We start from the raw sequence: 12,558 nt of genomic DNA, 5'->3' as shown, positions 1-12,558 counted from the left end.
GCGACCAGGTCAGTTCATGCTCTCCGGCGGTACCGGCGACGAAGACGACGTCATGGCGTGCGATCAGTCGCATACCCGCCTCGGCTCTCTTCCGGTACGCCGACGCGGCCCGGGCGCGGGCGTCCTGTCTTCGGTCGGAGGATGGATCCCCAGGCAGAGAGTAGATCCGCGCGGACCGGGTGGGTCAAGGCTCGGAAGGGGTGGGACACGGCGGCGGACCCGCGTCCCGCCGCGTCCCACCGGTACTCACCGTGTCCCGCCGGCGATCGCGGCCAGGTATGCACCGCCCCGCAGAACGAGATGCAGATCGTGCACCCCGGTCACCTCCGCCGGCATCGGTGCGCTGACCGTGCGCCAGTCGTACCGGCCCTCGGTCCCCGCGGGAACGTGGAGGCCGGCGAGCAGGGTCCCGGCACCGGGACCGCCGTCGGCGTAGACCTCGACGGTCGCGTCCTCCGGCGTAGCGCGGGACACCTCGGCCGTGATGACGCGCGGTCCGTCCGCCGGACCGCCCAGGTCGACGGATCGGTAGCGCAGTGCGCAGTGGGTCGCGCCGGCTGCCGGCGTGACCGCCTCCCCAGACTCCCGGGTGGCGTCGACGAGCGTGCCGCCGGTCCACTCGTCGAAGTCGACGGCCTCCAGTCGTCCGCCGATGAGGCGGCGGACGGGAAGGGCCGGCCCCGTCACCGTGAGGGGCGCTGCAAGGGCGATGGCTTCGGCCGAGTGCCCGATCAGGATCTCGTACGCTCCCGGTGCCACGGCGAAGGCGCCCGCTGCGACGGACCAGTGTGCCAGGGCCGCGACAGGCACATCGAACTCCAGCCGGCGCCGTTCACCGGGGGCGAGGGAGACCTTGCGGAAGTCCGTCAGCCTGCGCCTGGGGGCACGGTGGCGGGCGGCGAGCGCGCGGGTGTAGAGCTGCACGGTCTCGGTGCCCGGGCGGGTGCCGGTGTTGGTGAGCTCGACGCTCACGGTCAGGGTGTCGTCCTGCGCCGCTTCCAGGGCGGACAGCCGCAGGTCGGCGTAGGCGAAGCTGGTGTAGGACAGGCCGTGCCCGAAGGGGTACAGCGGTGCGGCCTCGTGGTACTGGTACGTCCAGCCGGCGCTGATGATGTCGTAGTCGAGGCGGCCGGGCAGCGGGTCGTCGCCGCGGTACCAGGTCTGCGGGAGCCGTCCCGAGGGTTCGGCCTCGCCGAGCAGGATCGCGGCGAGAGCCCGGCCGGTGTCCTGCCCGCCGTGGGAGGTCCACACCACGGCGGGCAGGTGCTCGTCCGCCCAGTCGACGGCGTACGGGTAGCTGCTCATCACGACCAGCACCGACTCGGGGCGCGCGGCGGCGACGGCGCGCAGCAGGGCTTCCTGTGCGGGCGGCAGCGAGATGCCCGTACGGTCCTCGGTCTCACGGCCGTTGATGTGCGGGTCGTTTCCGAGGACGACCACGGCGACGTCCGCCGAGGCGGCGGCCGCGATGGCTTCGGCGACGCCGTTCCTGACGACCGTCCGGGTCCAGCGTTCGGCCTTCTCGGGGGCTTCGGCGGACAGGGTGACGCGGCCGGTGGCGGGGTCCACGGCGGCGTAGCGGCCGTTGCTGATGTTGCGCAGCAGTTCCGTGCCGTCCGGCTGGGGTTCCAGACGGAAGGTCTCGTGGACGAACCAGCCGTTCGGCTGCGTCTGGTCGGCGGCGAGGGTGAGGTCGCCGTCCTTGAGGGTGATGTAGCGCTCCGTGCGCGCGTTGCGGAGGGTCAGCACGCCTTCGCCCCAGTCGAACAGGTCGTGGCAGGCGCTGTCGCCCGGCTCCTGCTCGTCCGAGGGAGTGCCGGCCACCATGGGCCCGCCATGGTCGGGCTCCGGGACGCGCAGGAGACCTCCGGTGGAGGCGGCGCGCAGTGTGATCCGGTCGACGCCCTCCGCGCGGACCGCTTCGGCGCCGCGTTCCTCGAGCGCCGCCCCCAGGCCGGTGGCGATGGTGATGCGGTACGGCATGGTGCCGCTGTACCAGTCCTCGAAGAGGGTGTCCGCCAGCGGACCGACGAGCGCCACGCGGCGGCCGGGGGCCGGTGACAGCGGCAGTGCGCCGTCGTTCTTCAGCAGCACCACCGACTGCGTGGCCGCGCGCAGGGCGAGCGCACGGTGTGCGGGACTGTCCACGACGTCGTCACGGATGCCGGCGTAGGGGTCGAGGTCCGGGTCGAACTCGCCGAGGCGGAAGCGGATCGACAGGTGGCGTCGCGCGGCGCGGTCGATGTCGGCCTCGGTGAGCAGCCCGCGGTCGACGGCCGTGCGGAGTCTGCCGAGGGTGATGCTGCCGTCCTCGCCCATTTCGGTGATGCTGTCGACGCCGGCGCGTACGGCCGCCGCGTGGGAGGTGGGGTGGTCGTCGAAGTAGTGCTCCGATTCGGCCAGGTTGGTCACGGCTGAGGCGTCGCTGCAGACGAAGAGCTCGTGGCCGGTGGGCTCGGCCCAGCGCCGTACCTCGGTCTCGATCAGTGGACTGACATGGCAGGGGCGGCCGTTGATGAGGTTGTAGGCCGGCATGACGCCTGTGGCGGCGCCGGACGCGATCGCCGGGCGGAAGGCGGCGAGGTCGTATTCGTGCAGCACCCTGGGCGGCACCACGGAGGAGGTGACGTCGCGCTCGTTCTCGTTGTTGTAGGCGAGGAAGTGCTTGAGGAGTGGTGCGGTCCGCAGGTAGACCGGGTGGTCCCCGGCCAGTCCGCGGCAGTAGCTGACGGAGAGCCGGCCGGTGAGCAGCGGATCCTCCGCGTACCCCTCCTCGTTGCGGCCCCAGCGGGGATCGCGCAGCAGGTTCACCACGGGGGCCCAGACCTGCAGGCTGTGCCGGTGGCCGTCGTCGGAAGGGCGCTGGTGGAAGGCGCGGGCCTCGGTGCCGACGGCCGTGGCGACCTCGTGCAGCAGTTCCTCGTCCCAGGTGGCTCCCAGGCCTGTCGCCTGCGGGAACACGGTGGCCGGCCCCAGCCAGGACACGCCGTGCAGCCCTTCGGTACCGGTCTTGAAGGGGGCCAGTCCGAGGCGTGGGACTCCTGGTGAGTACTGGTAGAGCAGTTCGATGCGCTCGTCCGGCGTCAGACGGGAGAGCAGGTCGTCGACTCGCTGTGCCAGGGGCAGCGCGGGGTCACGGAACGGCAGGTCGGTGGAGGGCGGCTCGGGGCGTGTGGCGGCGGTACTCACCTGAGATGTCCCTTACAGGAGGCTCGAAGGAGAAGGCATGGGAGTCGTGGGAGTCGTGGGCGACTGCCGGTCCGGGCGGCGTACGGCTCTCTTCGATCGCACGGTCGTGGAGTCGAAGCGCTTCGACGTTGACATGACGCCGAGTCGTGTGTCAATCACAGTTCGCCCGGCCGCCGCAAGTCGCTGTCCAAGCCGTGCTCTTCCCTTCCGGTGTTTCACCAGAAGCGCAGCTCACCTGCATGAATCCGCAGGGAAGGTCGGGCGCACCATCTCCCTCGACGGGGCCTGTTACCGAAAAGTGACCTGAACGGCCCGTTGTCCCGCCCGGAAACACGGCCTTAGTGTCACCGAAACGTCGAAGCGCATCGAATCCGATTTCCTCCGACCTCCCGGCATCAGGCCACCGGAGGACTCAGCGTCGGCCCGCCGACCGGTCGGATCGACGGAAACGAAGGGCCGCAACGGGATGAGCATCGAGATGAACCGCCGAGCCGTCCTGCGAAGGGCCGCCGCGCTCTCCTGCCCCCAAGGAGCACCCCGACCTGGCGGCCGTCCCCAGCACTGGCTGGGTGTCGGGAACCGAAGGCAGGCCCGGACGGGCTGACACCGTCCGCCCACCCCTCCCCGACCACCCTGGCGCCGACGGGACTGCTGCCTCTGCACAGAACCGTACGAACCCGCACCCGAAAGGCAAGGACCGGTCATGTCCCACGCCCCGCACCTCTCCCGCCGAGGACTGCTGGCCGCCGGCGCGGCGGCGGCAGCACTCCCCCTGCTCACCCCCTCCGCCGCGTCCGCCCGTGCCGCCGGGAGGCTCCGGTGCGCGCCCTACACCTTCCGCAACGCCGAGATAGTCGGCGGCGGCTTCGTCACCGGGATCGTCTTCAACCAGCGCGAACCCGGACTGGTGTACGCCCGTACCGACATCGGCGGCGCCTACCGCCTGGACAAGGCGTCCCGGCGGTGGATTCCCCTCACCGACGGGATCGGCTGGGACGAGTACGGACACACCGGCATCATCAGCATCGCCACCGACGAGGTCGACCCCGACCGCGTCTACCTGGCGGCGGGCACCTACACCCTTCCCGACTGGGACCCGAGCATGGCGGCGATCCTGCGGTCGGACGACCGCGGCCGCACCTGGAAGACCACCCCCCTGCCGTTCCGGCTGGGCGGCAACATGCCCGGCCGCGGCATCGGCGAACGGCTGGTGATCGACCCGCACCGCAACGGCATCCTCTACCTGGGCGTGCGCGGCGGCCACGGGTTGTGGCGCAGCACCGACCACGGCAGGACCTTCGCGAAGGTGGCCGGCTTCCCCAACCCGGGCAACTTCGTCATCGACCCCACCGACCCCAATGGCTACAACGGCGACAACCTGGGCGTGCTGCAAGTCGTCTTCGACAAGCGCACCGGCAGAGCGGGCAGAGCGACCCGGACCCTCTACGTCACCGTCGCCGACAAGGACAACATCCTGTACCGGTCGACCGACGCGGGAGCGACCTGGGAACGCGTCCCCGGGCAGCCCACCGGCTACATCCCGCACCACGCGGTCCTCGACCACGAAGGCGGTCACCTGTACCTGGCGACCAGCGACACCGCCGGCCCCTACGACGGCTCCAAGGGCGATGTGTGGAAGCTGGACACCGCCACCGACACCTGGACCCGCATCAGCCCGGTCCCCTCCACCAGCGACGACAACACGTACGGATACAGCGGCCTGACCATCGACCGGCAGCACCCGGACACCCTGATGGTGTCCACCCAGGTCAAGTGGTCCCCCGACTGCATCCTCTTCCGCTCCACCGACGGCGGCGCCAGCTGGACCCGCGCGTGGGACCTGAGCGCGAACTCCGAGCGCACCCTGCGCTACGACATCGACATCTCCGCCGCCCCCTGGCTGACCTGGAACGCCTCCCCGTCCCTGCCCGAGATGACTCCCAAGCTGGGCTGGATGATGGAGTCCGTCCAGATCGACCCCTTCGACTCCGACCACTTCATGTACGGCACCGGCGCGACGATCTACGGCGCCGACAACCTGACCGACTGGGACAGCGGCGGCAAGGTGCACCTGTCCGTGCGGGCCCAGGGTCTGGAGGAGTGCTCGATCGGCTGCGTGATCAGCCCACCCGTCGGCCCGGCGCGCCTCTTCTCCGGAGTGGGCGATGTCGGCGGCTTCCGGCACACGGATCTCCACAAGGCGACGAAGATGTACGACAGCCCGACCTTCGGCGCCACCCCGGCCCTGGACTACGCGGAGCTGGCGCCCCACACCATCGTGCGGGTCGGCAGTCCCACCAGCGGCTGGACCCAGCACCTCGCCGTCTCCACCGACAGCGGCGACACCTGGAAGCCGTCGGGCAGTGAGCCGTCCGGCGTCACCGGACCGGGAGTCGACGACCAGGCCGTCGCCATCAGCGCCGACGGCAGGCGGATCGTCTGGTCACCGGCCGGTGCGCCGGTCAGCTGGTCCGACGACCACGGAGCGACCTGGACGGCTTCGAAGGGGCTGCCGGCCGGGGCCCCCGTACGCTCCGACCGGGTGAACCCGGCGAAGTTCTACGCCTACGACTCCGGCGTCTTCTACCTCAGCACGGACGGCGGCAGGAGCTTCAAGGCCACGGCGGCCACCGGCCTGCCCGTCGCGGGGAACGTCCGGTTCAAGCCGGTCCCGGGCCACGAGGGCGACATCTGGCTGGCCGGCGGCACCACCAAGCCCACCACCCCCACACCGTACGGGCTGTGGCGGTCGACCGACTCCGGCACGTCCTTCACCAGGTTCGACGCGGTGGACGAGGGCGACGTCGTCGGATTCGGCAAGGCCGCACCCGGTGCCGAGTACCCCGCCGTCTACACCAGCTCCAAGATCCGCGGCGTGCGCGGCATCTTCCGTTCCGACGACGCGGGCCGGACCTGGATCCGCATCAACGACGACCGCCACCAGTACGCCTGGACCGGCAACACCATGACCGGAGACCCACGGGTCCACGGTCGCGTCTACTTCGGGACCAACGGACGCGGGGTCATCTACGGCGACCCCGAGTGAGGTTCGGCTCCGGCCGCCTCGCTCCGCACCCGCCGTCCCGAAGAGGAGACCGGCGTGGCCCTGCTCTCCCCACGGCAGGACGACCGACTTCTCCTCTCCTGTGTGATCCCCCCACTCAGCACACATTCCGGAGGGCTGATGAAATTCCGTATCGGCTGGGCCGCGCTTCTCATGGCTCTGGCTGTCGTCCTCACCCTGCCGAACCCGGCAGTGGCAGACTCATCGACGTACTGGTTCAAGCACTACTCGACCGGCGGCAACGCCTCGACGTGGTACAGCAACGACGCCTCGTGGGGCGTGAACTCCTCGACCGGCACCGGTTTCGTCGCCATGGTCAACGGCAAGGACTGGGGCTGGTCGTCCCCGGTGACCACACTCCCCAAGAAGATCCGTGACGTCAGCCCCAACAACAACACCTGGTTCAGCCAGTCGGCGTCGCCGAACTCCGGCTCGTACTACGACGCCACGTACGACATCTTCATCGACCCCTACCCCGCGCCGACCGACCGCAACTCCAAGACCGAGCTGATGATCTGGCTCAACTGGTACAACACCAAACCGCTGGCCGACCACTACGACGCGAACGGGAACGCGGTCCCGGCCGCGACCAACGTCAGCCTGGGCGGCCGCACCTGGGACATCTACGAGTACACCTGGAGCAACGGCGGCCACACCCTCAGCTTCCTGGACAGGAACAGGTCCGGCTGGTGGTCCGGCAGCCTCACCCCGTTCTTCGACTACGGCCAGAACAGGGGTTTCTACACCGGGGACAACTACCTCAACAGCGTCATGGCCGGCTGGGAGTTCGGGCCGGGCAACTACGCCGCCAGCTCCTGGGGCGCCGTGGGCTTCTGACGCCGCCACAGGCAGAAGGGCGGACCAGTGACCGACCGCCCTGTGCCGGGAAGTACCGCCCGACTCTCCGTACGGAGGGTCGGGCGGCCCGTACGCAGCGCCCGATTCTCCGTAGGGAGGAACGTCATCACCACACGCACTGTCACCGACCGCCTGGGCGGGCTCGCCTTCGGTGGGGACTACAACCCCGAGCAGTGGGACGAGCCGGTATGGAAGGAGGACGACGAGCTCATGCGGCGGGCCAGAGTCAACCTGGCCACGGTGGGCGTCTTCTCCTGGGCCCTGCTCGAACCGGAGGAGGGTCGCTACGACTTCGCCTGGCTCGACGCCCACATCGAACGCCTGCACGCGAACGGCGTGGCCGTCGACCTCGCCACCCCGACGGCCTCCCCGCCGCCCTGGTTCACCCTGGCCCACCCCGACGCACTGCCGGTCACCCCGGACGGCACCCGCCTCACCCACGGCAGCCGCGACACCTACTGCCTCACCGCGCCCGCCTACCGCAGTGCGGCCCGGCGGATCGCCTCCGCCCTGGCCGAACGGTACGGCGACCACCCCGCCCTCGCGCTGTGGCACGTACACAACGAGTACGCCACGCTCTGCCACTGCGGCCATACGGCTGCGGCCTTCAGGGTGTGGCTGCGCGCCCGCCACGGCTCGCTGGACGCCCTCAACGACGCGTGGGGCACGGCCTTCTGGAGCCAGCGCTACACCTCCTGGGAGCAGGTGCTGCCGCCGCGAACGACGCAGTGGCACAAGAACCCCGGCCAGGGGCTGGACTTCCACCGGTTCTGGTCCGACGAGATCATCGCCGCCTACCGCGAGCAGCGCGACGCGATCCGCGCCCACAGCGACCGGCCGGTGACGACCAACCTGATGCTCCCCGCCTACCAGAACATCGATCTGTGGGCCCTGGCCCGCGAACTCGACGTCGTCAGCTCCGACCAGTACCCCGGCTCACCCGGTCTGGACGCCGCGGCCGACGCCGCGTTCCACGCCGACCGCACCCGCTCCCTGGCCGGCGGCAGACCCTGGCTGCTGATGGAGCAGGGCACCAATACGGTGTACGACCGCGACCGGGTGCTTGCAAAGGAGCCCGGGGAGATCCTGCGCCACACCCTCGGGCACATCGCGCGCGGTTCGGAGGGCGCCCTCTTCTTCCAGTGGCGGCAGTCCCGAGCCGGCGCCGAGATGTGGCACTCGGCGATGGTCCCGCACGCGGGGCCCGACAGCCGTGTCTTCCGGGAGGTCACACAGACCGGCGAGGCGGTCGCCCGGCTCGGCGAGCTGGCGGGATCGACGGTCACCGCGCCGGTGGCCGTCCTGCACGACTCGGACGCCTGGTGGGCGCTGGGCATGGACGGCCTGCCCTCCCCCGACCTCGATCACCACGAGGCACTGGGCCGGGCTCACCGAGCTCTGTGGGACGCGGGTGTCACGGTCGACTTCGCCCATCCCGCACACGAGTTGGGCCGCTACCGGCTCGTCATCGCCCCGGCCCTGTTCCTGATGTCCGACGCGGGCGCCGAGAACCTGCGCCGTTACGTCGAGGGTGGTGGGACGCTGCTCGTCCAGCACGCGAGCGGATTCGTCGACGAGCGCCTGCACGCCCGGCTGGGCGGATATCCCGCCGGGCCGCTGCGTGAGGCGCTGGGCGTCCGCGTCGAGGAGTACCGGCCGCTGCGGCAAGATGAGCGGATCGTCCTGTCGGACGGGTCGTACGGCACCGTCTGGAGCGAGTCCGTGCGCGCCGAGGGCGCTCAGACGCTCGCCGCCTACACCCACGGCATGCTCACGGACTGCCCCGCGCTCACCCGGCACCGCCACGGCACCGGGCAGGGCTGGTACCTCTCGACCCGCCTGCAGAAGACCGACTACGGAGCCCTGGTCCGCCGGCTGCTCGTCGAGTCCGGCGTCGGGCCGGAGCTGCCGGGTCTGCCGGCCGGTGTCGAAGCCGTCACCCGGCACATGCCCGACGGCCGCCGATGGCACGTCCTGATCAACCACCGCACCGAGGCCCTGTCCCTGCCGGAGCCCGCTCACGACCTGCTCACCGGTGCGCTCGCCCGCGAAGTGCCGCCCGGTGGCTGCGCGGTGCTGCGCAAGCCCTGACCTGGAAAGGCCACCATGACCAAGGAACAGCAGACCATCAGCTGGGGGCACGAGGCCCTCCGGCTGGAGATCCTCCTCGATGACGACGGCAGCCCGCGCCTGACACACCTCGGACTGCCCGGCGCGGCGGACCGCAACCCCGGTACACCCCTGCCTCTGGTCGAAGTGACGGCCGCGGGCCACGGCCGCGGCTGGTCGGGCAGCCGTCTCGTGGACACCGGCCTCGGCGGGCGGCTGCGCCACCGGGCCCATCACGCGACCCGCGACGGCGACTGGCACACGCTGACCGTCCACCTCCACGACCCGGAGACCGGGTTGGCCGCCGAGGTGACCTACCGGTCACCGGACGGGGTGCCCGCACTGCGCGGCGAGGTGACCCTGCGCAACGAAGGGCGGGCCACGCTGCACCTCGAGTCGGTCAGCTCTCTCGTGGTGGGCGTCCTGACCACGGACGGCACGGAGGCCATCGACGCCGCGGACCTGCTGTGGGCGGAGAACGACTGGCTTTCCGAATGCCGCTGGCAGCGACAGCCGATGCGCCTGACCTCACCGGCCCACCGCGGACGCGTGAGCGATGTCCACGGCAAGGCCGGCTTCGCCCTGAACGGCCAGGGCACCTGGTCCAGTTGCGGACATCTGCCCATGGGCGGCCTGACGGACCGCCGCTCCGGCCGCACCTGGCTGTGGCAGATCGAGCACAACGGCGGAGGCTGGCGCTGGGAGTGCGGCGAACGCGACAAGGCGGCCTACGCGGCGCTGTTCGGGCCCACCGACACCCACCACGGCTGGCGGCACCCCCTGGAACCCGGGGCCGCCTTCCGCACCGTACCCGCCGCGCTGTCCTTCAGCTCCGAAGACGGCCCCGACGCCGCGTTCGCCGCACTGACCCGCTACCGCCGCGCCGGGCGCCGCCCGCACGCCGACCACCGGCGCCTGCCCGTCGTCTTCAACGACTACATGAACTGTCTGATGGGCGATCCCACCACCGCCAAGCTGCTCCCACTCGTCGACGCGGCCGCCGAGGCGGGTGCCGAATACTTCGTCATCGACGCCGGCTGGTACGACGACGATGACGGCGGCTGGTGGAGCACCGTCGGCGCCTGGGAAGCGGCCGCCTCCCGCTTCCCCGGGGAGAAGGGCATCCACGAGGTGCTGGACCACATCCGCGAGCACGGCATGATCCCGGGCCTGTGGCTGGAGCCGGAGGTGATCGGCGTCCACAGCCCCATGGCCAAGTCCCTGCCCGACGAAGCGTTCTTCCGACGCGACGGCGTCCGCATCACGGAGACGGGCCGGCACCACCTGGACCTGCGTCACCCCGCGGCCCGTGCCCACCTGGACCAGGTCGTGGACCGCCTGGTCGGCGAGTGGGGCGTCGGCTACCTCAAGCTCGACCACAACATCGACCCCGGCTCCGGCACCAGCGCCCACCCCGGCGAGACGCCGGGCGCCGGCCTGCTCGGACACAACCGCTCCCACCTCGACTGGCTCGACGGCATCCTCGACCGGCACCCGCACCTCGTGGTGGAGAACTGCTCCTCCGGCGGCATGCGCTGGGACCACGCCCTGCTGTCCCGGCTGCAACTGCAGTCCACCAGCGACCAGCAGAACCTCCAGCTCTACGCGCCCATCGCGGCCTCCGCGCCCACCGCCGTCACCCCCGAGCAGGGCGCCGTGTGGGCCTACCCCCAGCCGGAGGACTCCCTCGACGAGGTCGCCTTCACCATGGCGAGCGCCCTCCTCGGACGCATCCACCTCTCGGGCCGTATCCCCGAACTGGAGCCGCAGGCCCGCGCACTGGTCCACGAAGCCGTCGCCGTGTACAAGGCCATCCGCGCCGACCTGCCCCAGGCCGTGCCGTCCTGGCCACTCGGCCTGCCCGCCTGGGACGCCCCCTGGATCGCCCTGGCTCTGCACACCCCCGCCACCACCTACCTCACCGCGTGGCGGCGCCCCGGCGCCGACCCGTCCGCAACGCTCCGCCTGCCCCGTCTGCGCGGCTCCCGCATCCACGCGGACCTGCTGTACCCGTCCACCAGCCAGGCCACCACCACCTGGGACCCCCGCACGGGCAACCTCTTGCTGACCTTGCCCACCGCCCCTGCCGCGGTCCTGTACCGGCTCACTCACCAGGAGAAGAGCGCCTAGCGGAGCAGACCTCGGCGGACGCCCCGACGGCGGCATCGAACGGGCCCAATTCGTCCGGGGTCAGCTCCGCGGCCGCCTCCTCAAGGGCCTCCTGACGTCCTGCCACCGGCGCGTCCGCCCTGCCCCACGGGTAGCGGCCGTCACCGCCGAGGCCGCGTGCATGCGGCCGCCGCCCCACCCCGGGGATGCGGGGCGGCGGCGGGGTGTCACGTGGTGGTCAAGTCTGCTTCGCGGGCATGGGTGGCAGCTGCTTCGAGGTAGGCGCCTGCCACTACCGCACTGGGTTTGGCAGGTCCATGCACTGCCAGAAGTGTCCTGGTGGCCACCGAAAACCTGATTCAGACCGACTAGCTATATTTGACCAACACCCCGATAATCGACGGCCAACCACAGCAACGGTCAGCTCCCACCATGGAGCGACGCTCGGGCAACTCCCTCCGTCGGGCCCGCTTCCGTCGCGGCACCGACGCTGTCCGGGCGACGTCCGGCCGACCCCGGAGCGGCTTGCCCCTCTTGCCTTCGGGTACAGCGGTTGAATGAGGATTGTCTCTGCAGCGTCCGAAACCCAGTGAAAGCGATGTGTTCGTGTCCCGTCTCGACGGCCCAGGCGACGACCGCGTGGAGAGGCCGGGTGACGGCCCGGACGCTGTCGCGTGGGAGATCGCCGACGCTGTGGAGAGTCTCACCAACCTGTGGTCGCTGGCTGCTCAGGAGGCGGCCGTGCGCCTGTCCCTGCACCAGCTTCGGGCGCTGCGGACGCTGGAGACGACACCAGGCCTGAACCTCACCACGCTGGCCGAGCGCCTTGACATAGGGCTTCCCACGGCCAGCCGGCTGTGTGACCGGCTGGAGGCGGCGGGGATGCTGGAGCGGACTCTGCACCCGCAGAAGCGCCGCGAGGTCCGGCTCAGCCTCACCCTGCAGGGACGCCGAGTGCTGGATGACGTGGCGTCGCGCCGGGCAGACGTGCTGACGCTCGCGTTGGCGGCCATGGAACCGGCGGAGCGGTCGGCTCTGAGCCGCGGGATGAGGGCCTTCCTCGCCGCTCGGAGCGGGGTGCCGCCCGCTCCGAGGGAGCGGCCTGGCGAGCGGTGACGGGGTCGGCTCGGGTGTGAGCCGCGCCATGTCGACGGCCCTGCCGCTCCAGTCGACGCAGAGGACAGTGGCGCCCGAGGTGATGCTCTTGTCGACGACGTGCTCGACCAGCC

6 protein-coding genes are annotated in these 12,558 nt (G+C 71.1%); 5 read left to right on the top strand and 1 reads right to left on the bottom strand.

Translation table 11 applies throughout. From position 1 onward, the window contains the following. Nucleotides 1-246: 246 nt before the first annotated feature. Nucleotides 247-3,189 (bottom strand): glycoside hydrolase family 3 C-terminal domain-containing protein, encoded by a 2,943-nt coding sequence (locus tag ACWCRD_RS03405; protein WP_450964260.1) that lies wholly within the window; start codon nt 3,187-3,189, stop codon nt 247-249. 703 nt (nt 3,190-3,892) lie between these two features. Between ACWCRD_RS03405 and ACWCRD_RS03400 the strand changes: the two genes are divergently transcribed. The 5 genes from ACWCRD_RS03400 to ACWCRD_RS03380 all read left to right on the top strand — a co-directional run bounded on the left by ACWCRD_RS03400 (nt 3,893) and on the right by ACWCRD_RS03380 (nt 12,445). Beyond that, nucleotides 3,893-6,235, top strand: coding sequence for a xyloglucanase (locus tag ACWCRD_RS03400; RefSeq protein WP_450964259.1), 2,343 nt, complete (start codon nt 3,893-3,895; stop codon nt 6,233-6,235). A gap of 138 nt (nt 6,236-6,373) precedes the next feature. Then, nucleotides 6,374-7,090 (top strand): GH12 family glycosyl hydrolase domain-containing protein, encoded by a 717-nt coding sequence (locus ACWCRD_RS03395; protein ID WP_450964258.1) that lies wholly within the window; start codon nt 6,374-6,376, stop codon nt 7,088-7,090. A 126-nt stretch (nt 7,091-7,216) separates the two neighbouring features. Then, a complete protein-coding gene (locus ACWCRD_RS03390; protein ID WP_450964366.1) occupies nt 7,217-9,202 on the top strand; it encodes a beta-galactosidase in 1,986 nt (661 codons plus the stop codon). A 15-nt stretch (nt 9,203-9,217) separates the two neighbouring features. Next, on the top strand, nt 9,218-11,350 hold the full coding sequence (locus tag ACWCRD_RS03385) for an alpha-galactosidase (protein WP_450964257.1): 2,133 nt from the start codon (nt 9,218-9,220) through the stop codon (nt 11,348-11,350). A 585-nt stretch (nt 11,351-11,935) separates the two neighbouring features. Further along, nucleotides 11,936-12,445 carry a MarR family winged helix-turn-helix transcriptional regulator gene (locus ACWCRD_RS03380; protein WP_450964256.1) on the top strand — a complete coding sequence of 170 codons (510 nt, stop codon included), beginning with the start codon at nt 11,936-11,938 and terminating at the stop codon, nt 12,443-12,445. Nucleotides 12,446-12,558 lie beyond the last annotated feature (113 nt).

This window comes from Streptomyces sp. NPDC002092 (assembly GCF_053593775.1).
Note: the sequence above shows the minus strand (reverse complement) of the source record. Positions and strands in the feature narration are given on the sequence as shown.